Source organism: Candidatus Amarolinea dominans, from assembly GCA_016719785.1.
GTDB classification, from domain to species: Bacteria; Chloroflexota; Anaerolineae; order SSC4; family Amarolineaceae; genus Amarolinea; species Amarolinea dominans.
Map to the genome: position 1 here is coordinate 141,130 of JADJYJ010000001.1, position 22,405 is coordinate 163,534.

General features: G+C 61.2%; 15 protein-coding genes and 1 pseudogene. 3 read left to right on the forward strand and 13 right to left on the reverse strand.

Annotation, left to right across the window (positions count from 1 at the left end; genetic code table 11):
- Positions 1-2: 2 nt before the first annotated feature.
- Together IPM84_00670 and galK are read right to left on the reverse strand one after the other, a co-directional pair.
- Positions 3-1,742: a hypothetical protein gene (locus IPM84_00670; GenBank protein ID MBK9091307.1), complete on the reverse strand. Its 1,740-nt coding sequence runs from the start codon at positions 1,740-1,742 to the stop codon at positions 3-5.
- Positions 1,743-1,754: 12 nt separating this feature from the next.
- A complete protein-coding gene (galK, locus tag IPM84_00675; GenBank protein ID MBK9091308.1) occupies positions 1,755-2,924 on the reverse strand; it encodes a galactokinase in 1,170 nt (389 codons plus the stop codon).
- Positions 2,925-3,227: 303 nt separating this feature from the next.
- Between galK and fabF the strand changes: the two genes are divergently transcribed.
- The 3 genes and pseudogenes from fabF (at position 3,228) to IPM84_00690 (ending at position 6,667) form a co-directional block, all read left to right on the forward strand.
- Positions 3,228-4,487 (forward strand): beta-ketoacyl-ACP synthase II, encoded by a 1,260-nt coding sequence (gene fabF, locus IPM84_00680; protein MBK9091309.1) that lies wholly within the window; start codon positions 3,228-3,230, stop codon positions 4,485-4,487.
- Between the two features lie 92 nt (positions 4,488-4,579).
- Positions 4,580-5,958: pseudogene (locus IPM84_00685) on the forward strand (RsmB/NOP family class I SAM-dependent RNA methyltransferase).
- Positions 5,959-6,154: 196 nt separating this feature from the next.
- On the forward strand, positions 6,155-6,667 hold the full coding sequence (locus tag IPM84_00690; GenBank protein MBK9091310.1) for a divergent PAP2 family protein: 513 nt from the start codon (positions 6,155-6,157) through the stop codon (positions 6,665-6,667).
- A 261-nt stretch (positions 6,668-6,928) separates the two neighbouring features.
- On the opposite strand, the gene IPM84_00695 is transcribed toward IPM84_00690, so the two are convergent.
- The 11 genes from IPM84_00695 to IPM84_00745 form a co-directional block, all read right to left on the reverse strand.
- Entirely contained in the window at positions 6,929-7,114 is a 186-nt protein-coding gene (locus IPM84_00695) for a hypothetical protein (protein MBK9091311.1), read from the reverse strand.
- A gap of 35 nt (positions 7,115-7,149) precedes the next feature.
- On the reverse strand, positions 7,150-7,596 hold the full coding sequence (locus IPM84_00700) for a hypothetical protein (GenBank protein ID MBK9091312.1): 447 nt from the start codon (positions 7,594-7,596) through the stop codon (positions 7,150-7,152).
- A complete protein-coding gene (locus IPM84_00705; protein MBK9091313.1) occupies positions 7,593-8,696 on the reverse strand; it encodes an RHS repeat-associated core domain-containing protein in 1,104 nt (367 codons plus the stop codon). The genes IPM84_00700 and IPM84_00705 overlap by 4 nt, the downstream gene beginning before the upstream one ends.
- Positions 8,697-8,755: 59 nt before the next feature.
- Positions 8,756-10,015, reverse strand: coding sequence for a M23 family metallopeptidase (locus IPM84_00710; protein MBK9091314.1), 1,260 nt, complete (start codon positions 10,013-10,015; stop codon positions 8,756-8,758).
- 13 nt (positions 10,016-10,028) lie between these two features.
- Positions 10,029-11,168, reverse strand: coding sequence for a PD40 domain-containing protein (locus tag IPM84_00715; protein MBK9091315.1), 1,140 nt, complete (start codon positions 11,166-11,168; stop codon positions 10,029-10,031).
- A gap of 364 nt (positions 11,169-11,532) precedes the next feature.
- The gene (locus tag IPM84_00720) at positions 11,533-11,712 is read right to left on the reverse strand and encodes a hypothetical protein (protein ID MBK9091316.1); all 180 of its coding nucleotides are present in this window, start codon (positions 11,710-11,712) and stop codon (positions 11,533-11,535) included.
- 78 nt (positions 11,713-11,790) lie between these two features.
- Positions 11,791-12,231 carry an RHS repeat protein gene (locus IPM84_00725; protein ID MBK9091317.1) on the reverse strand — a complete coding sequence of 147 codons (441 nt, stop codon included), beginning with the start codon at positions 12,229-12,231 and terminating at the stop codon, positions 11,791-11,793.
- A gap of 113 nt (positions 12,232-12,344) precedes the next feature.
- Positions 12,345-13,007, reverse strand: a complete 663-nt coding sequence (locus tag IPM84_00730; protein MBK9091318.1) for a hypothetical protein — start codon at positions 13,005-13,007, stop codon at positions 12,345-12,347.
- Between the two features lie 5 nt (positions 13,008-13,012).
- Complete coding sequence (locus tag IPM84_00735; protein ID MBK9091319.1) at positions 13,013-18,496, reverse strand: RHS repeat-associated core domain-containing protein; 5,484 nt, start codon at positions 18,494-18,496, stop codon at positions 13,013-13,015.
- Between the two features lie 18 nt (positions 18,497-18,514).
- Entirely contained in the window at positions 18,515-19,195 is a 681-nt protein-coding gene (locus IPM84_00740; GenBank protein MBK9091320.1) for a DUF11 domain-containing protein, read from the reverse strand.
- A gap of 462 nt (positions 19,196-19,657) precedes the next feature.
- Complete coding sequence (locus tag IPM84_00745) at positions 19,658-22,147, reverse strand: tetratricopeptide repeat protein (GenBank protein ID MBK9091321.1); 2,490 nt, start codon at positions 22,145-22,147, stop codon at positions 19,658-19,660.
- Positions 22,148-22,405 lie beyond the last annotated feature (258 nt).

Below are 22,405 nucleotides of genomic sequence, written 5' to 3' on the forward strand. Positions count from 1 at the left end.
CACTACTCCGTCCACGTGCTGACATAGATATAGCCGCTGTTGGCAAAGGCCAGGAAAAGGCGCTGCGAGCCGGCCGCGATGATACGCGGGTCATCGGTCGGCACGGTGCTGAGGCGACTCGGCGCCTGGCGCAGGACACCGGCCGCGTCCAGGCGCGCCAGCCAGACGCCGCCATTGCCGCCGGAGCCGCCCCAAATCACGTCGCAGTTGCCGCTGCTGCTGCACGCCACATCAGGCACAGGCCAGGGCGCAACCTGGCTGACAATCGTCGTGGCCTGCACGGCGCCATCGGGCGCCAGGCGCGCCAGGCGCAGGTTGGTCGGCCCCGGATCAGGCGCGGGCGGCGGGTTCGGGTAATCCTGCCAAACTACCCACACCTGGCCGGTGACCGGGTTGAAGGTGGCGCGCGGCTTCTCTTGCGCGCCAGGGGCCGCATAGGTCACGGTGTTGGTCACAGACGCGGTCACGCCGCTGCCAAGCATCTGTTGGTAGATGTCGAACGCCTCTTCAGCGCCGGCGCCGCTGCGATCATCGCTCCAGAACAAGTAATGCTGGCCGGCATGGTAGGCCATCGTGGCGTACTGCTGGTAGCGCGGGGCCGGATCGTGCGGCGGCGCGCGGTCCGTGGTGACCACGAAGTTGCCGCCATCTTCCAGGCGCAGGGTGCCGAAAAGATAGCCCAGCCACTGGCCGAAAATCTCTTTGGCCGTTTCGGGCGGGCGCGGCGGAGTCATCCCCATGCGATAGCGGTGATCGTGCCAGATGATGAGGAACTGGTTGCTCTGCTCATCGTAGCTGATCACCGGCACCCACTGGCAATCCACCGCGTCGGCGATGACCAGCGGCGAGTCAATCAACTGCCCGTCGGCGCCCACGCGCTGCGCCTTGATGTCATAGCAGGTATCGAACCAGGTCGCGGATGTGGCCTGCGGGCTGACCTCCTGCCAGGCCACCAGGTATTCTTGCTGCTGTGGGTTGTAGACCACAAACGGCCACTGTGCATCCTGCGCCGTGCGGTTGATCTCGATGTCCATCGTGCCCAGCGGCGTCCCGTCCGGGCGCACCAGGCGACCGTAGATATCGCCGTTGTTTTCCAGCCCATAGCCCAAGGTCCACTCGCGGCCGGGGTCGTTGCGCTTATCCTGCCAGACGACCAGGAAACGGTCGTGCTGGCCGTCGTACGCGGCGTGCGGCTGAAAGCGCGCCCAGGTTGGAGTGCCGGGGTTGATCGCCGCCGGCGCCGGTGTGGCGCCAGGCGTCCAGGCGGAGGTCACAGTCGGCGTGGGGGTTGGCGTGGGCGACGGCATCATGGTCGGGGTTGATGTAGACGAAGGCGTCAATGTCGGCGTCAGGGTTGCCGTGGGCGATGGTGTGTGTGTCGGCGTTCGTGTCGGTGTGAGTGTCGGCGTGAATGTGAGCGTCCATGTCGGTGTGAGGGTCGGTGTCCGTGTCGGCGTTCGTGTCGGTGTGAGTGTCGGTGTGAGTGTCGGCGTCCGCGTCGGCGTGAGTGTCGGCGTTCGTGTCGGTGTGAGTGTCGGCGTCCGTGTCGGCGTTCGTGTCGGCGTCGGCGTGACCGTGGGCAGCGGCGTCCAGGTCGGCACAGGGGTGTGCGCAGGGCCGCCGTCCAGCACAAGCAGGAGCGGGAAAAAAGTCGTGGTGCGTACCGCGGGCGCGGTCACAGCCAGCGCCGCAACCAACGCGCCCAGGCTCAAAATCGTCAGGTAAAGATTCCGTATGCTCAAGTTAGTGACCCGTCATTCGCCTAAGATGATGCCGGCGCCAGCTTCTGCGCCGCTCAGGTAAATCTGCGGCGTCAATCCGGTGCGGCGCGCCACCTCGCGCTGCAAGGCATCCACCACCGCGGGGACGCAGGCGTTGACGACCAGGCTGACGGTGCAGCCGCCAAAACCGGCGCCGGTGAGGCGCGCGCCCAGGCAGCCAGGCACGGCCCGGGCCACCTCCACCATCGTGTCGAGGACCGGATGGCTGACGGCGTAGAGATCGCGCAGGCTGGTGTGCGATTCGTCCATATCGCGACCAAAAGCCGTCACATCGCCCGCACGCAAGGCCGCCACGCTGTGCAGCACGCGTTCATTTTCTGCAACCACATGCCGGCAACGCTGCGCCACCAGGTCAGGCAACGCCGGCGCGCGGCGCTCGAACTCGGCCAGGCTGACATCACGCAACGCCGGCACGCCCAGGCGCCGCGCGCCTTCTTCACACTGGGCGCGGCGCTCATTGTAGGCGCTGTCCACCAAGCCGCGGCGCACCGTGCTATCGGCAATGACAAACTGCACCCCGGCCGGCAAGGGCACGGCCTCGAAACCGAGACTGCGGCAGTCAATGAGCAAGGCATGCCCGGCCTGGCCCAGCGATGAAATGTATTGATCCATGATCCCGCACTTGACGCCCACAAAGTCATTCTCGGCCTTCTGGCTCAAGAGCGCGGCCTGCACCGCGTCGAGCGTCAGGTTGCCCAGGGCGCGAAAGGCGGTCACCGTCGCCAGTTCGGTGGCGGCAGACGATGAAAGCCCGGAGCCGATCGGTACGTTGCCCTCCATCACCGCATCGAAGCCGGTCAGTTCGAAGCCGGCGCCCTGCAATGCCCACGCCACCCCGCGTAGATAGTTGCCCCAGGGGCTTGTGGTCGTCAATTGCAGGTCGTCCAGGCTGAAGCGATCGTGCTGCTGGAAATTGAGCGAGAAGACATGCACCTGACGATCCGTGCGCGGCGCCAGGGCCAGGCGCACATCGCGGTCAATCGCCATCGGCAGCACAAAACCGTCGTTATAATCGGTGTGCTCGCCAATCAGGTTGACACGACCGGGCGCACGCACCAACCACATGGGCATGGCGCCAAACTGCGCGCTAAATGTGCGGCGCAGGATTGCATGACGTGATGACACAGTTAAACCTCTTGCCATTGAACACGAGACATGATGCGGCTGCTATTGCAATGGCTATTGTACGCCGGGGCTTGCAGACTGGCAAGTACGGGTCACTTTTCTTTTCGCCCTGGTCAGGTATCATCGTCCTACCCAAATAGGTGGGCATGAACCACCCTGATAGTGACGCAACTTTTTGACAGGTAATCCATTTCTCGTTATGATGCTTGATAATGCTGCATCAAGGGTGCAACCCGCTCCGCCCCGGTCTTTCAACCGGCGCCAGCGGGGCGTGCAAGATGGATCGAAATCATTTGTGACATGAGAGAGGAGTATCACGGCATGACACGTGTTTTTGTGACCGGGATGGGGGCTTTGTCTGCACTGGGTAACGATGTGCCAACCTACTGGCAAAACCTATTGGCGGGCAAATCTGGCGCCGGCCCCATCATAGGCTTCGATGCCAGTGATCTGCCCGTCCGCATTGCCTGCGAGGTCAAGGACTTCGACGCCAGCCAGTTCATGGATCGCAAGACGGCCCGGCGCACTGCCCGCTCCATTCAACTGGCGGTGGCAGCGACGCGCCAGGCCCTGGCCGACGCCCACTTCGAAGTGACGCCGGAGAACAGCGAGCGCGTGGGCGTGCTGCTGAACACCGGGGGCGGCGGCATCACCGAGATGGAGCCAGGCACGATCGGTCTGATCGAAAAAGGCCCGCGTTCGGTCGGGCCGTTCCTGGTTCCCAACGTAATGTCCAACGCCGTCGCCTGCGTGGTCTCGATCGAATTTGGCGTGCGCGGCCCGGTCATGACCTCCACCGCGGCGTGCGCCAGCGGCAACTACGCGCTGATCGAGGGCTACAACCTGATCCAGCGCGATGAGGCCGATGTGGTGATTGCCGGCGGCAGCGAGGCGGCCATGTCGCGTCTGACGATGGCGGCCTTTGCCCGCATGGGGCCACTTTCCTCACGCAATGATGACCCGGAACATGCCTGTCGCCCGTTCGACAAGGAGCGCGACGGGTTCGTGTGCGGCGAAGGCGCCGGGGTGATGATCCTGGAAAGCGAAGCTCATGCGCGCGCACGCGGCGCGCAACTGCTGGCCGAAGTGCGCGGGGGCCGCATCACCGGCGATGGCTATCACATCACTGCGCCCGAACCGAGCGGCAACGGCGCTGCCCGCGCCATTCGCAACGCGATCAAGGCGGCCGGGCTGCAGCCGGAAGACATTGACCTGATCTATGCCCATGGCACCGGCACGACGCTCAACGATGCCGTGGAAACGACCGCCATCAAGAAAGCGCTGGGGCAACATGCCTACAGCGTGGCGGTGACAGCCACCAAATCCATGATCGGCCACACGCTGGGCGCGGCGGGCGCCTTGTCGGCCATTGGCGCGGTGCTCAGCCTGCATGAAGGCATCATTCCGCCCACCATGAACTACAGCGTGCCCGATCCTGAGTGTGATCTGGATTATGTGCCGGACGTGGCGCGCCAGAAAACCCTTCATCACGCGCTGGTCAACGCGTTTGGCTTCGGCGGCCAAAATGTCGTCGCCGTGCTCAGTCGGGTCAACGACTCCGAGATGACGGCTCCGAGATAATAACTCCTACGATAACAGTTCCTGGAATAGTGAAGAAACACGAAATCAACCCAGCGCACACAGAAACCCGTTTTCTTGCAGAAAACGGGTTTCTGACAGCATTGGCGCCACTGCTGGGCGCGGAGCGCGACGCGTTCGAGGCGACGTATGCGCAGCCGCCGACGATCGGGCTACGCGTCAATACGCTGAAGCTGGCGGCTGCTGCGCTCAGGGATCGCCTGACGCCGTTGGCACTGGCGCCCGTACCGTGGTGCGCGGCCGGTTTCTGCATAGACGCCGGCGCCGCATCTCCTGCGGATTTTAGCCTGGGAAAATCTCCGCTGCACGCCGCCGGCCTCTACTACCTGCAAGAACCGAGCGCTATGGCGGTGGCCGAAGTGCTGGCGCCACAGCCCGGCGAACGGGTGCTCGACTTGTGCGCGGCGCCGGGCGGCAAATCCACGCACCTGGCCGCGTTGATGCAAAACCAGGGCCTGTTGGTCGCCAACGAAACCGTGCCAGGCCGGGCCGCCATTGTCGCCGAAAACCTGGAACGCTGGGGCGCACGCCATGCCATCATCACCAGCGAGACACCTGCACGCCTGGCAGCACGCTGGCCCGGCTTCTTCGATCGGGTCCTGGTTGATGCACCCTGTTCGGGCGAGGGGATGTTCCGACGCCTGCTGGCCGATGGTGCGCGCGTGGAATGGAGTGCAGGGCAGGTGGCCGGCTGTGCGCTGCGCCAGATGGATATCCTGGCGCGGCCGCGCTTCTGCTGCGCCCCGGCGGAATCCTGGTCTACAGCACTTGCACCTTCAACCTGGACGAAAATGAACGAGTGATCGCACATTTTTTGCAGAGCCATTCCGATTTCGAGTTAGCCGCGCTGCCGATCGTCCCCGGTTGGGCGCCCGGACTTGGTCCGCTGGCAGGGCAGCCCGGGGTCGCGCGGCTGTGGCCGCACCGCGTCGCCGGGGAAGGACACTTCCTGGCGCTCCTCCAGCGTCGCCCCACAACAGAGACACCTCCACCCACGCGGCGCGCGCTGAGCGCCGGCCGGCCAGGACGCGCGGCCCAACGCGCTTGGGAAACCTTCTGCGCGGCCAATCTGGTGGCTGAGCCGCCGGGCACGTTGCTGCAAACCGGAACCTACCTGTACCAAGCGCCGGAGCCCACGCTTGATCTGGCGGGCTTGCGCGTGCTGCGACCGGGCTGGTGGTTGGGCGAAGGTCGCGGCGAGCGCCTGGAGCCGAGTCACGCCCTGGCCCTCGGCCTCACCCAGGCCGATTTCCAGCGCACGCTTGACCTGGAGCCAGATGACCCGGCCGTGATGGCCTATTTGCACGGCGAGGCGCTGACTGCGCCCGGTGCGGCCGGCTGGCTGGCGGTCTGTGTGGATTCTTTCCCGCTGGGCTGGGGCAAGCGCAGCGGAGGGACCGTGAAGAATCATTACCCCAAAGGGCTGCGGGTAACAGGCGCCAGCCACAAGTGACCTCACCTCGACCCCCCTCTACGGATGGCCGCGCCCAACCCGGCTTGACGGCGGGACTGTTTGGACTACAATTCAAGTCAAGGGCTGCCCTGTGCGCCTCGCAACGCTGACCGATCAGGGGACCGGCGGGAAGCGAGAGGTCAGGAGACCGACCCGCACAAGGCAAAGGAGATGGGCTACGACACTTTCTGACAATCTGGCTGGGCTGTTGCGCAATGATATTTTGCTGACGGTTTTCTGCGCATGGCTGGCGGCGCAGCTCATCAAAGCCGCGATTGAGTTCTGGTTTACCCGGCGCATCACTTGGCGCGTCCTCTTTGGGATGGGCGGCATGCCCAGTTCCCATTCGGCCTCAGTCACTTCGCTCAGTACCGCCGTGGGCCTGCACGTCGGTTTCAACAGCGCACTCTTTGCCGTGACCGCCATCCTGGCCGCGATTGTGATGACCGACGCCGCCGGGGTGCGCCGTGCGGCCGGCCGCCATGCCAGCGTTCTCAACTGGCTCCTGTCCGATTTCCTGGATGAGGAGCAAACCGACCAAACACCGCCCGAGCAGCCTTCCAACTTGCCGCCAGAGCAGCCTTCCAGCTTCGAGATGAACATTCCACTGCCGCTGCAGGAACTCCTGGGCCACACCCCGGTGCAGGTGGTGGTGGGCGGATTGTTGGGTATCGTGGCTGCCGTCGTCTACTACACCATCGCCATGTAGAACAACAGTCACTGCTGGCTCACACCAAGACACCAAGATGCCTTTTCTTCTTTGTATCTTGGCGTCTTTGGATGAAAACTCCTTTGGCTCACACCAAGACACGGAGACACAAAGGCTGATCTTCTTGCTGCAACCGGTTCTCCGCATCGTAGACCAGGGTGTAGGTCACGCCGCCCACTGTGCGCCCGGTCATGTTGCCGTTGCAGGACGGAATCAGCCACGAATTTCACTAATTTGCACGAATTCCAGGGGCCTTTCGTGTCAATTCGTACAATTCGTGGCCGAAAACCGGCCAATGGTCTCCTTGACCCGGTTGCCGTCGCCGTCGTACACATAGCTGGCCGTGACGCCGCCGGACATCGCAGTCAGCCGGTTCTCGGCATTACAGACCAGGGTGATGTATGATGGGGGCGCAATCTCTCTGTAAGTGCAGCGGCCACTAATCATCACCTATCGTGCCGGTCATGCGCCAGACAACATCGTTATCCAGAAACAAATCCCCACAAAAATACTCGATCACCGTTAAGATCGTAGGCGCAACGATAATAGGTCAGTTCCAAACGCGGCACATAGGTGGGTGGTTCACATCCATACTCATAACGCCCTAGCTTGGCTTTGACATCATCACGCGTGGATACCCCGCGTTCGAATGTCGAAAGAATAATCGGAAAGAAATCAGGAGCATACACGGGCCGATCTTGTGTGCATAAACGGTTGTCCTTAATCTCGAAGTTCATGCAGATATCCTGGATCGTTTCCGAGTCCAGGGGCGTGGTGTATTTCGACAAGTCTGGTTTTCGCAACCTGGCGATCGAAATCGGTAGGGTGCATCCGCATGAGATCGCCAGCAACAATGCCAGGTTGACGATGAATAAACGTCTGCTCATGCCGTTCACTGTGGTTTCGCCAGCAGCCATCTGCTTGTTCATGGCGAACCTCGCAATTTTCCGTAGTTCGCTTCCATCTGCTGAAGCCTGCCGCGGCTGCCAGGGCCCAGTGGGCCGAGATCTCGTCTGAGCGTGTCACCCAATTCCACAGGGGATGTAATCAGGCCATAGGTGATCTGGTAACCGATCAATACCCCAGCCTCAGAAAGAACCCAGTCCTGCCAGCTGGTACCCCATCCGCTGTCCCAGTTGAGCTTGCTTTGCACTTGCTCGTGTATGAGATTGCCCCACTGAGATAGGGTGAAGTTCAGTTCGAAACTGATGGTATCTCCAGGTGTCGTCGTTTGGGCGATGTACCCCCAGATATGATACGGTTGGTTGTGCCTATCACGAAAGTTCGAATGGAAGCCAGTATCATGAAAGTAGACTGTGTTGCTTGGGCAATCGTGCGGTTCTCGACCGACGCCGGCACAGCCGCCGCCTCCCAATCCGAGCATGGTTGAGAGAGCTGGCGCTATCAGGCCGAAGGTTCCGTAAGCGGGCGATCCCGTGAATATCTTGCCCATTTCAGGCATGAAACGGTCCCAAGTTCGATAGAGGCCAGCCGCCACGTCAGAAATCACAGCCATTGCTTCGAGATCGTTGATCCCGCCCAAGTCAGCGACAATGCTCTTGGCAACACTGCGAACACCAGGCGCGCCAGGGCTGATCATATAGCGATGTTTGGTGGGATGCCAGGTGACTGCACAATCTGTGTCCACGCAGTGTGCGTGTCCTGTTGGGTCAACATAGGCGGTCGGTTGATTCCCGACGTAGCTGTATCTGTTGAGATTTTGCGGATTTTGGGGATTAGGCACGATCGTATCCGCGCTGATGAATCGCCCCAGCGCCGGGTCGTAGTATCTGGCGTTGTAGAAATACAACCCGCCCGCCACCTCGTCCAGCACCTGCCCGGTGAAACGGCGCTTCGTCGGCGTCGCGCCGAAGGGCGTCCCGCGAGTCTCGCCCCACGGCTTGTACCACAACTCCGCCTCGCGCACACCGTTGGCGCCATTGGCCGTCACCGTCGTGCTGCCCAGGTGATCGCGCAACAGCCAGTACAACACCCCAGCCACGCGCTGACTATTGAAAAGGTGGGACATAAGATCAAACAATTCCTGGTTCGCGTCCGATGTCCTATATGCCCATTCCAACTACTCAATCAGTAGTTGTTCATAATCGCTGACACGAACGTATTGTTGAATGCAGGTTGATGAGCCACAGTGATCTGAAACGTTTGGTTGGAATACACTTCAGCGGCGCCCGCAAAGCTACTGGTCATATCTTGAAGTGCATGTTGTGCGCTCAGTACCCAGGTGGAGCCGCTGGGCAAGGCTAAATACGTGCGCGAGTCTACCACGCGGCCATTTTCCACAAAGATAACGCTGACCTGGGCCGAAACGCCGCTGATATTCTGAATGGAGAGAGTTGTATTCCAGTTGCTCGTCTGAAAATAGAACACTTGACTGATCACGGTTGAAGCGTAGTCGTAATAGAGGGTTACATTGTTGATGTAATCCCAGCGGAGATACCCTCTCTCGAAAAACTGGCAGTCGCCGTAGGTGCCAGGGCAATTGTTGCTACCTCGATTACCAATGGGCGAACCTGGCAACCCGTTCAGCTCATACCATTTGCTCTCCATCACGCCGGTAAGTTGATAGGGACCCTGGGTATTGTGGTTTTGATCACGGTAGCCCATCGGAATGGGGTCGCCGCTGCGCCACCACGGCTCGGTATGCCCAGATGGTTGGTTCCAGGGGTCAGTGTACCAAGGTCCCCGCCAGCCGTAAGGATCGAATACGATGCCATCCTCGCCACTGTATCGGGCTTCGAAGTGTAGATGGGCCGCCCCTGTACCCGTGTTGCTGCTGAGCGCAATCTGTTGCCCACGGATTACTTGAGTATTGTGGGCAATTCGGGAGTTGCGGTCAACGTGACCGTGCTTGGTAAAGTAGTCGTTCCCATGGTCAATCACAACAGCGAACCCCAGAATATCGCGCTGCAAGGCAGTCCCCGGTGCTGCGGCGGCGATTGCAGTGTTCAAGGGAAAGCCATAATCAATGGCCGGATGCATATCATAATAGACACGTCGTCCGCCAGCCGCACCACAGTTGGCTGCGTCTTGAAGAACCGTGTAATATCCGCAAACCTGTACGGTCCCTGACCAGAAACAATCAAAGCAGTTATTGGAACGCAACCCTCGTTCAGTGGTATAAGCCGCTATCTCGTCGTCGATGGTGTTATAGAGCACATCAGGATGAGTATGGTCAAAGTAAGACGTGATAGCAAAACGTCGCGCGCTTGGAAATGAAAAGCGAGGTTCACCTCCCTGAGATTGGGCCAGCCGTAGCGGTTGCACAGAGCAAATGACCACAGCAGCGGCCAACAAGCAGAAAACTGCGAGGCGTGTCCTGTGTTTCATTTTCGGAGACCTCCTACGGTATCACGCTCAAGGCGCGAGGCATTATTGGACTGTCGACTGCCAATTGCTGTAAGCTGCGATCGTCGACGTTAATCAGCCAGCCGTTTAGTTGGTTACCCATATTCGACATGAACGCCACCGCTGACCCATCTGGCGTCCAAACGGGTGACCAAGCCCCTTGACCATTGAGGTTGGTTAGCTGTCGCCATTCTTGCGTGTCCGCATCCACAACCCACAAGTTGCTGACCAACTTGTTTAGATTAAAGTCAGCTGATTCGTCATCCATATTCTCCCGTCGAACAACAAGGATCCGATGACCCTGGGGAGCCCAGGTCGGAAAGCTGTCAAACACTTCGTCTGGGCTGAGTTGCCACTGCTTGCCCGTCTGCACGTCAAGCACCCAAAGCGGTCCGTAGTTGTTGAATTGACCAACGATCTGATCCCAGATGTAAGCAATGAATTGTCCATCAGGGGACCAAGTGACAAGATCCGGCGTGGTGCCGGGTCTGGGTGAAGGAGCTAGTCCCTCGCGGAGCAAGTTGCCAGCTGTGTCGATGATCTTCAGTCTGTCACCCTGAATGATCGTGTAGGCAACGGCCTTCCCGTCTGGCGACACGGCGGCGTCGGTCACGGTTTCACCTTCGGGCGTGATCCTGCGGGCCTCGCCTGTGTCACTGTTCAGTATCTCCAAATGGTCGCCCATCAATAGCCATTGATTGGAATCTGGAAACCAGCCGCGGAACCAACCACCTCTCGCCTCTCCCACGGCTCTGCCCCCACTCACAGGAGCGATGATTACCAGTGACATGCCTTCAGTGTTGCACAGATGCAAAGCGACCTTCTGCCCATCAGGAGATGGGCGCATATCGCACAACTCGCCTGACCCTGTGTAGTCTTTGGAAATGAATACCGGCCTGAAGGTATTACCTCTAGCCGTGCTCATCTGTGGTCCAACGATGACGGTAGGCACGATAGGGGTTGGGCGCGGTGCTGGGGTGAAAATCTCGATAGGCTCGGCTGGCGGCGTCAAGTAGTCAGGACAAGGCGTCAGACTGATTGGATAGGGTGGCGTGGGATACCTGGCGCAGATCGCGGCGTCGGTTGGGTTAGGTGTCGGTGCAACTGCGGAAGGCAGCGGCGACTGGGGTTGCATCGGTAGTAGAGGAGGGCGTCTCGACGAGTCGCCGACAGGTCCGCAGGCGACTGCGAGCACGCCCAATACTATAACGCTGAATACCGCCAGCAGATGAACCAACGATGACAGGCGCGGCGCGAGCCGGCCGCGAGCAGAATGTCGAGAAGAGAGGGGAGAGAGAGTAGAACACCGGCGTAACATAACAACAGACTCCTTTCGTGCAGCAATCGAAACGGATGGGGTCAGGGACATTTTCCTGACTGCTGAAGGAGGTCGCGGGCGGGAGAGAGAACTCACGCCAGGGACTTCCGGCGGCGGGAGACGACTCGGAAGGCGGGGGACAGACTTGTGGCTGGTCACAGCATACGCGCGCGGCGCTCTGTCAAGAGGCAAAATTTGGGCGCAGCAATTCCGAATTGGGCGGACGATTGACCACAAGGAACGCATAGAACACAAAGCAACGGCAGAAGATTCGCAGATTGGCGGCGTCTTTGCGCTCTTTGTGTTCTATGTGGCAAAAATCCGCCCAGCTTTCTCTGCCACGAATTTCACCAATTTTCACGAATCGAGCTTCTGTCTTCGTGTCAATTCGTGCAATTCGTGGCGAAAGTCGGGCCGGCTTTCTCTGCCACGAATTTCACTAATTTGCACGGATTTTAGGACCCTTTCGTGTCAATTCGTGGCAAAGATCCGCCCAGCTTTCTCTGCCACGAATTTCACTAATTTGCACGAATCGAGCTTCTGCCTTCGTGTCAATTCGTGTAATTCGTGGCAAAAATCCGCCCGTCGTGCTGCTGCCCATCACCGCCTTGACCCGGTTGCCGTCCGCGTCATAGGTGTAGCTGGCCAGCACCGTGCTTCCCTGCTTCACCTGCTGCAGCCGGTTCTCCGCATCGTAGACCAGGCTGTAGGTCACGCCGCCCACCGTGCGCCCGGTCATGTTGCCGTTGCAGTTGTAGCTGTAGACGTTGCTGCTGCCAGCCTGCTGCACCGCATGCGGCTTCGTCGCAGGCGTTCCCGTCCGGCAATTCCCCGGCGACGACGCACCGTACACAGTGCTCCCCACACTCGCTTTGCTCACCGTGCAATTCTCCCTGCGTGAATTGCAGACTTAGTTCAACCGCCAGACTGGCCCAGGCTTCATTGGCACAGGGAGTTGCAGGCAATTCAAACTTCTCGGGTCTGACAGTTTTGTTACTGGATCTTGGGCTCTGTTTTGATCGAGTCCCAATATCCTGGCCACGGCTTGTAGCTGTTCACAATCCGGATATAGGTTTCCTGTGGGTACAGCCCGAATTGCCGTTGAAGCAGATCATCCGCCGAGCCTGGTTGCCTGAACATCAAGGAATTGATAGGAAAATCATCTGTGATCGCCGGCGGTTGTTCGGTATTTGTGGGATAGAACTTCGCTCCACCAGCGATAACGCCTTGATCTAGAAACAGCAGATTGAAGTCAAGCTCCATCATCCCCTCGCCAGTCAATCCATAGGTGGCAGCATAATATTCAGGTTCTCCAAGGCAAACGATCAGATCTCCAGCTGAGAGCCATTCAGCTGTTACATCTATGTTTGTGATCATGCTTTCCTCGAAACCTGCACTGTACCACAGGCTATTCTGGCGCCATCGCACGACATATGCGTGCAACTGCGGCAGTTGCGTAATTGGCGTCAGTGTGACGCCTTCAGAGGGTAGATGATAAGTTTCTTCCACCCACATCTTGAACTTTTCCGGTGTCATTACCGTAGAAATCTTGATACGCAAGGCAGACATCTCGTCGCAGTCGGGTTGTGCTGTACCGATGCCGACGCAACCCGCCAGGATCACGCTCAATAGGAGAATCGCTACAAATTTACTCATAGCGTTCACCTCCCACCCAATAGGGCTGTGAGGCGATCCATCTGTAGCGTTAAATCTTGTAGGAGATCGATGTTGGATAGTAACTGGATGTTGGGGCTACTCCAAATGCCAGTACTCGCATTTTTATCCGAGAACACCCAAACCGTTACCGCCTCAGCCCACACATCCCACCTTGCCGGATAGAAATGGGACTGCGCGGCATAATTCGTCAGGGGTTTCTCATTCCAGACATCTGAAAAACGCCCATACATGGAATTTCCGTAAGGCCCGATTCCAGTCTGGATGTGGCTATGCCAGTCAATGATGTGTGCGAGTTCATGCACGACAGTATGCATCAGCCAGGTTGCATCATTCACGGCATTGGATATGCGCACAGTATCGGTGCCTGGTGGCAACGCACAGGGATGGCCGAAACATGATCCCGACCTGATCTGAGCGCCCCCACCGAGCAATCTTCGTAACTGCGCCAAACCCCCGCTGAGCCTGTTGCCGAACCGAACGATCCCGGTGGCCATGGGGATCAACTGAGAGGCGAAATCCCATACGCCAGCGATGCTGATGCCCGCTTCGCCCACGGTTTCACGCAGAATCTGTTCATCCTCGAATTCGGGATTGCCAGGGTTGCCAAACCAATTTCCGCCGGTGTGGCCATGCGCTTTGTACCAGCGGTCTTTCCAACGCCATTCCTCTTGCCAACAGGTCATGTCGCCGGCCGCACAGGCCGCATAGCCTGATGGATCAACGAAAACGGTGGGTCGGTTGCCGACATAGCTGTAACGGTTCAGATTCTGCGGATTTCCTGCATTGGGGATCAGCGTATCCGCCTGAGTGAACCGCCCCAGCGCCGGGTCGTAGTATCTCGCGTTGTAGAAATACAACCCAATGCTCGCATCCTCGCGTTGACCCGTGAACCGGTAGGTCGTCGGCGTCGTCTGGTAGGGCGTCCCTCGATTCTCACCCCACGGCTTGTACCACAACTCCGCCGTGCGCTCACCGCTGGCGCCATTGGCCGTCACCGTCGTGCTGCCCAGGTGATCGCGCAACAGCCAGTACAACACCCCCGCCACGCGCACGGCCACCCGCTGACCGTTGAAATAGTAGTATTTCGTGTGCGTCGTTGCGCCGCCAACCACCTTCTTCTCGTACAGATTGCCGATAGCGGTGACCGTCTCCCCGTTCATCACGCTCTTCACCCGGTTGCCGTCCGCATCGTACACGAAGCTCGCCGTCGCCGCCCCACTGATGCTGACCAGGCGATTCTCGTCATCATACGTCAGCGTGTAGGTGTTCCCCCCGATCGTGCGCCGCCGCATGTTGCCGTTCTGATCGTAACAGTAACTGCTGCCGTTGCTTGTGCTCACCACCGCATGCCTCTTCACCAACGCCCCCTCCGGGCAGGTGCTTGCCTGCGCCACCCCGTAGCCGTACGTCCCCTGCCCCGTCTTGCTGATCAGGTTCCCCGCGTTGTTGTAGCTGTAGTTCTCATCGTACACCCAGCTCCCGGTCCCATCGTCGTAGCCCGCGCAAATCGCATCACCCGTGAAGCCGCTCAGCAGCCGATCCAACCCGTCGTAGCTGAAGCACTGCCGCTGACCGTTGTTGCGCGCATCCACGATCCAGCGCACATTGCCGGCCGTATCGTAGCCATACGTCAAGTCCTGCAAACTGCTGTCATTCGCCGACGTTCCTGCCTTCACCTTCTGCAAGCGCCCCAGTCCGCCGCTCGCTGTCCAGGGATGGTAGGTGAACGCCATCTGCACCACCGGATTGTTGTTGGTGCTCTGCTTGCCCAGCTTCAACTGCGTCAGCCTCCCGGCCTCATCATACACCGCATTCCCACTGCGCACATAATCCACACTGCTGTACATCCGCCCCGGCAGCCCCTGCGCTGTGTACGCCACGTTGACCGTCTCCGCACTCTGGGTCGGGTAAACTACCCGCAGCACCCGGTCCGCCGAATCATAGGTGTAACCGACGGTGTACGCATCCCCATCAATCGTGTGCGTTTCCGCCGTCACCCGCCCGCGCTTGTCGTATGTCCAACTCGCGCTGTTGTTGACCTCGCCGCCTACATACGCCCTCATCCCGGTGCGCCGACCCTTGCCGAACTGCGTGGCCCCATCGGACGCATCATAGCTGTAATCGGCCAACACCATCCCGCTGCTGCTGCCGCTCTGCCATTTCTGCGTCAGCCGGTTCAGCCCATCGTAGCCAAACCCTATCGTGACATTCCGCGCATCGGTCTGCGTCAGCAGGTTCCCGGCCATGTCGTACGTGTAGCTCCACGCGCCCATGTCCGGATCGTTCATGCTCATCTTGCGCCCCAACAGATCATACGTGATCGTGGTCACCGCCCCATCCGGCCCGGTCATCTGCACCAGCCGATCGGCGATGTCGTAAGCATAGGTCGTCACGCCGTTCGCATTCGCATTCCAGGCTGGCGTCGGACACGTGGCCGTGCCGCTGCCCACCTGCCCCAGGTACTCCTTGACGCTCAGCAGCCGCCCCCACGCATCGGTCTCCGCAAGCGCCTGCAAGTACCTGTAGGTGATATCGTTGCCCTGGATCGTGCTCTGCTCACGAATCACCGCGGTCTGCCGATTCTGGTAGAACGTACAGGTCTTGCTGCCATCCGGCTGCGTCACTTGGTTGATGCGCCCCAACCGATCGGACGTTGACTGCGTCGCGGCCAGCCCACTCCAGTTCACCGCCCGGTACGTCACTCCGCTCACCGTACTCGTGTACGGCGCCGAGGCCGCAGCCAGGCTGCCCAGCCCATCGTAACGCTGGCTCACCAGGCTCCACTGGCTGCTGCTGTACTCCTTTTGCACCTGCCGCACACGCCCCAACCCATCGTAGAACGTGCGCTCCTCCAGGTAGGTCGCACTCGCACTGGCGTCGCCGTTGCCGTCATCGCGCAGCAAATGCCGCTGCACATACAACCCCTGGTCAGTCGTGTAGACGATCTGCTCCGTCGCCGGATTGCCGAACCCCGCCCCCGACTTGCGCACCTCCGTCAGCCGGCCAAACGCATCGTACGTGTAGAGCGTGACCGCCCCGTTGGCGTCGGTCTCGCTCTGCACCTGTCCCACCAACCCGCTGCCCCCCGCCGTCGCATTCATGCCGTAGCGCGTGTAAGTCGTCGTCAGCGTCGCGCCGCCCAACTGACTGTCCGGCTGCACCGTCACGCTCATCGCATAGGCATGAAACGTGTTGTCGAAGGCCGTCGTGACCACGCTGCCATTGGCCGCCGTCTCGCTCCGACGGTTGCCCCATGGGTCATAGTCGTAGGCCACCAACCGCACCCAGTTCGCGTCACACGCCGCGCCCCCCTGTCCCGCCTGCCACACCTCCTTCAATTGCCCATTCCTCGGCGCCTGGTTGTACGCCGCATAGCCGCTGTAGTCGTCGTAGATGGTGCGCGTCTGCCCTTGACATGTCCCGCTTTCGCTCCCCGCAAACAGCTTCTCCTCCGCCACCCGATTGACGATGTAGGTCGTGCCGTCATTACGCGGGTAATAGACCCGCTTGATCGTTCGGTAAGGCGTCGTTGGCGCAGCCTCGCTGGTCAGCCGGGTCAACAGCAGATTGCCATACGCCGCATCGTAGGTGTTGACGCTCTTGGTGTAACGCAGCGGCGGGTTCGTTCCGTTCGGGTCCACTACGTATTCGGTCTTGTCTTGCAGATAAACGAAGGTCATTCCGCCTGGCGTGCCCGCGCTGGTCTCATTCCAGGTCTGGTCGCTGCGCGCCAGCAAAGTGCCGCCGGAACCTGCACGCGTCTCTGTCTTGTACAACCTGCCCTTCCAGCGGTGCTGGTTGGTCGTGGTGTGGAACCATTGCTTCAGCCGCGTGTCCGGCTGACCGCTGCCGATCAAGGCGCCGCTCCCCACCAGCGTCATTTCCGCTTCGGCAAAGCCCCCCGCCTCTTCGTCCCAGGTCGTCGTGTACCAGTAGCTCGTCACGATGTCGGGATCGCTCCCGCCCCCGCGCCACCGCTCCTGCTGCACTACCATTCCGCCGCTCGAACCGCCGTACGTAATCTCCACCCGCCCCTGGTAGCCGTTGTTCACCGTCACCATGTGCCCATCCGTCGTGCCGCTGCCGTAGGTGTAGCTGGTTGGCGGCAGCGCATTGCTGCCGGTCCCATAGCGCGTGATCGTACTCAAGTACAGCCGGCTCTGCGACGGCGCCTCCGGGTTGGTGAATGCAGTCATGCCCAGCACGGCCTTGTGCAGCAGCGTATTGTTGGCCATTACCTCCACCCGCTGCAGGTATTTCCGTGTCCAGAAAACCTGGTAACCGGTCTCGTCGAAGTGCTCGGCCCGATCCTCCCGGTTCAGATAGAATAGCTTCAGCTTGAAGATGCCGTTTGGCCCATAGCTGATCTCCTTCACCCGCGCCGCGCGCACCTGGATGAGCTCATCGGCCGTGTAGTCGTGGTTCGAGCAGACTGCTGGCTGGGACCCCGCTTGCCGTGTGCCTTCATAGTCATAGTTGAAGGTCAGGCGATTGGGGACGGTCGGCGTGGTGTCGCGCACCTCGGTCAACACCCACTTGGTGAAGCGATGCACCACCCGCAGTTCCGAAGGCGTCCAATCCCCGCCACTGCAGTCACGCACATACAGCGCCGGCTCGAAGTGATAGGTAATGCCGCCCTCGGTCGTTACTTCCCACACCAGGTTGTCCCGGTTGTACTCCCCTGGCGTTTGGGGCAAATCAATCGTCCTGAAGGGCGTCGGCGTACTGGGGTCGAAATATTCCATCGTTGGATAGTCAGGGTTGGAAGCGGTGGGCCGGCGAATCTTCAGGAAGGGGTCCTGCACGCTGTAGAAGGTCCCGCCGTGTTCCTCCAATTCATGGGTCACGCCGTTCAGGGTCAGGGTGTACTTGCCCGTGTCCAGGCTACGCAAGATGTAGCTCAATCCGCCGATGTCCCAGCCCCACCCGGCCAGTTGATGATGTCCGTCGCCGGCCAGGCTGCGGCTGCTGTAGTCCAGGCTCAGCCCAGGCGTCAGTCCACCCGGCCCCGGCGGCGCTGCGATCGGGTAGCTCACGGTCCAGGCCCCGTTGTACAACTGCGACTGCACCCCTTCGATCCCCGGCGCCGGTTCCGGCACAATGGTGTTGCCTTGCGCAAACAGCGTGAAGTGCGTCAGGGTGGTGGTCAGCGCCCTCTGCTCCTGATCCACGCTCGTCGGCAAGACCACCCAGCGCCCATCGGCCGCATCCTGGTAGAACAGCGAAGCGCCCGGCGGCCAGGGTGTTTGCTCATCGCCGGCCGCCGGATCGCGATAGCGCAGCGTCAACCCCACCGCAAACTGCGTCACCGGCAGCCCCGAGATCTCCGTGGCGCTCAGCTCGAACAGGAAATCAAGGTTCGCCGGCTGATCGGGATCGCTCTCGTGCGGCGTGTAGCGCAGCATGGTTGGTGTACTGACCGCTCCGGCCGGACCTCCACCACCACCCGCCCATCCGCTGAGCAGCACCCGGCTCTCCGCCCGGCATCAGCCACACCTCATCCAGCCCCGGCCCCGGCGTCGCGGTGGGCGTCGGCGTCGGCGTACACTCCTCATCATCCTGGCAGGGCAGGCCGCGTCGGCGTCGGTGTGGCTGGTCGGCGGCACATCCGTGGGTGTGGCCGTCGGCGTTGGCGTACACTCGAACCCCAGGCAGGGCACCTCAGGCGTCGGCGTCGCGGTCGGCGGCGCATCCGTCGGTGTGGCCGTGGGCGTCGGCGCACAGTCCTCACCCAGGCAGGGCGTCGCGGTGATCGTGATCGCCACGCTGGCCGCCACCGCCGCGCCCACCTCCTCGCCCACCAGGGCCGCGGTGTTGGTGATGACCTGGCCGCTGACCTCCGCCAGCGCCTGCGCCTGGAACGTGCCGGTCAGCGTTGCCCCCGCGGCCAGTTGGCCGATGACCCATTCCAGCCGGCGCTCGGCCTCCAGGTAGCTGAAATTCCCCTCCCCGGCCGGCCAGTAGGCCAATTCCAGCGGCAGGGTATCGCTCACCACCAGCCCGCTCAGGGCGCGGTCGGCCAGGGTGTTGGTGATGACCACCGTGTAGGTCACCACCCCGGCCGGCTCGATCTGCTGCGGCGCCGCGGCCAGCGTCAACTGCACCGGCGCAGGCGCGGGCGTCGCATCGGGATCGGAAATGAGATCGAAATTGGGATCAGGGGACATGAATTTAGTAGCGGTATTTATCTGGGGGGGGCAGCAGCCGCCGTGGAAAAGAGCAGGCTGAATACTACCAACAGATGAACCAACGACGACAGGCGCGGCGCGAGCCGGCCGCGAGCAGAATGTCGAGAAGAGAGGAGAGAGAAAGTAGAAGATAGAAAAGAGAAAGTAGTAGATAGAAAAGAGAAAATAGAAGAGCGGCGTAACATAACAACGGACTCCTTTCGTGCAGCAATCGAAACGGATGGGGTCAGGGACATTTTCCTGACTGCTGTAAGGAGGTCGCGGGCGGGAGAGAGAACTCTCGCCAGGGACTTCCGGCGGCGAGAGACGACTCGGAAGGCGGGGGGCAGGCTTGTAACTGATTACAGCATACCACGGCCGCGGCGCTCTGTCAAGAGGCAAAATTTGGGCGCCAGAGAATACTCCTTTGTGTCTTGGTGTCCCTGTGTGAAAAAATCTCTGCTACCGAGAACCGTAAAGCCGCGTGTAATGAGCCAGATGCGCGGTGATCAGGCTCAGGTATGCGCGCGGCTCGGCAATAGAGATGGTTTCGTAGAAGAGGTCCTCATCCGGGCCGCTGCGGTCGCGCCAGAACTTGGCATTTCCCGGCCCCGCGTTATAGCCGGTGAGCGCAGTCGCCACATTGCCATTGGCCGCGCGTAAGCCGCGCATCGTGTAGAAGACGCCAAACTTCACGCTGATCCAAGGGCGGTAGAGATCGCTCTCCTGAAAATCGAGCATCCCCAACTCGCCGGCAATCCAGCGGCCGGTGCTTGGAATGACCTGCATGAGGCCACGCGCCGCGGCGGAGCTTTCCGCGCCTGGCTCGAACAGGCTTTCCTGGCGAATCATGGCATAAACCAACAGCGGGTCAACGGCAAAGCGCGTCGCCTCTTCAGCCACCAGGTCAGCGAAATGCTGCGGATAGGCCAGCCGCTGGATGAAGATCGGCGTGTCGCTGACCGACTTGCCGGGCGCCAGCGCGATCACCCGCGCCGCGCTGATCACACTCAGGCGGTACGTTCCCAGTTCCTCGAAGGCAAGGGCCAGTTGATACACCAACAGGGGATCGTTCCAATAACGCGTCCGCACCAATTCCAGAGCCTCAAGCGCCGGCCCGCGCAGACGCAGCGCCAGGTAGGCCTGTCCGCGCTGCCAATCCTGATCGCGACCGATGCGCTGATCGAGGCGGGCCAGGTCCGTCACCCCACTGCCCGTTTTTGCCCAGGTGCGCAGCCAGCGCTCGGCAAAGGCCCGGCTGCCATCGTCGGATTGGCTCAGAAGCCCGGTTTCTCCGAGAAACCGGGCTTCTACCGTCAACGCCAGACCGGCCTGCAGGGCCAGGGTGCGCGCCCGTTGCCCGGCGTAGCTCTCCGGCGCCTGATTGACAACGGCTTGCCAGGCAGTCAACGCCTCACTGCGTTTGCGCTGCGCCAGCAGTCCCTTGCCCAGCCACAGGCGCAGGGTCGGCGCTTCGGCCGCGGCCGGGTAATCCTTCAGCCCGCGCTGCCAGAGGGTCAGCGCGGCGCTGACTTCGTTGAGACGATAACGATTGATGCCGGCGCGCAGGAGGGCATTGGCCGCGGCCTTGTGCTGCGGGAAAGAGTCAGCCAACAAGGCTTGGTAGGATGCAGCCGAACGGTAATCTTCGCTGCGCTCCAACTGGCGGGCCAGTTCCAGCAGAACATCCGGCGCCTGCGCGTGCTTGGGAAAACGCTGCACGAAGGTGCGCAGGGTGGCGATGGCGCCGCTGCGGTTGTTGGCAAAGCGCTGCGTCTCGGCCTTGCCCAGCCACGCGCTCGCCCAGGCCGCATCGTTCGGGTATGAATTCAGCAAGCGATCCCAGGTGGCCAGCGCGGCCGGGTAGTTTTCCAGGCCCTGGTAGCTGCGTGCGCTGAGGGCCAGGGCGGCGCCGCGGCGCTCACCCGGCTGGCCGGCGAGGAACGTCTCGAGGGCGTTGATGGCAGGCTGGTACGCGCCGTTGTCGTAATCCACCTGCCCGCGGGTGAACGCGTCCACCGGCAGATCGTTGTCCACCAGGTGAATGAGCGCCTGGTAGGCATAGCTGCTGCTCGGCGCCAGGGCGATGGCCGTGCGCCAGTGCTTTTCCGCGGCCGCGCGCTGCCCCAGACTCCAGGCGGCGTCGCCGGCCAGGGCGTGCATCTCCGCCTGGTAGGGTGCATTTTGCGCAACGGTCAGAATCGCCTCGAGTTGCGCCAGGGCGCCGGCAAAATCAGCGCGGCCCGTTGCATACGCGGCCCACTGCTCGCGCACGCGTAATGCCAGCACGCGATTGGGCGCCGCGCTGACTGCCGCTTGATAGGCCGCGGTCACCGCGCCCGGCTGCTCCTGCGCAGCCGCAATCTCGGCCAGGCGTTGATACACATCGTACGCCAGCCAGGGTGAACCGTTTTTCAGATAGTCCTGATAGGCGCTGCGCGCCGCTTCCCACTGCGCCAGCGCCTGCTGAGCCTGGCCCAGGTGAAACTGCGCATCCGCGCGGCGCGCATGGGTGGGCGCACGGCGCAGAAAATCCTGAAACGCGGTGATGGCTTCGGCGTGCAGGCCATCCGCCTGAAAGCTCTCGCCCAGGTGGAAAAGCGCATCTGCGGCCTGGGGATCACGTGGGGCGCGACTGAGGAAGGTCGTGAAGGCGGCGCGGGCTGCGGCATGGTTGCCGTTGTGCTGCTGGCGCAGGCCCTCTCGCAGCCAGTCCGCCGGGGCCAGCGGCGTTGGCGTCCCGGTGGGCGTGGGCATCACGGTCAGGCCGGCGGGCGCCGATTCGAGCGGAATCGTCGCAGCAAAACCGGGCGCTGCCAACAGCCCCAGCAAGATCGAAATGGCTGCGCAAAAAAGGAGCCATTGCCCCGGACAGTAAAGGGCTGGACGCCGATGCCGGCATGTCTGACCGCCAAGACGCAAAGGCGCAAAGGCAGGATAATCTGTGTTCATCTGTGAAAATCCATGGTCTTATCCTGTTGGACCCGGACCTCTTTTCGGCTCATCCGAGTCCAGGACTTCGCGCTTAACTAGAAATCCATGTTGATCCGTGTACCCCATGTTCATCGTAGAGCTATTCTACCATAGTGTGCGTCAGAGAGCGGTTCGTAAGGTGCGATTTCTCTGCGTCCTCCGCGATCTCTGCGGTGAATGCCCTTGAAATGGCTGTTGACCAGGCGCGGGGCTTTGTGCGCTCATTGGCGCGGTGGT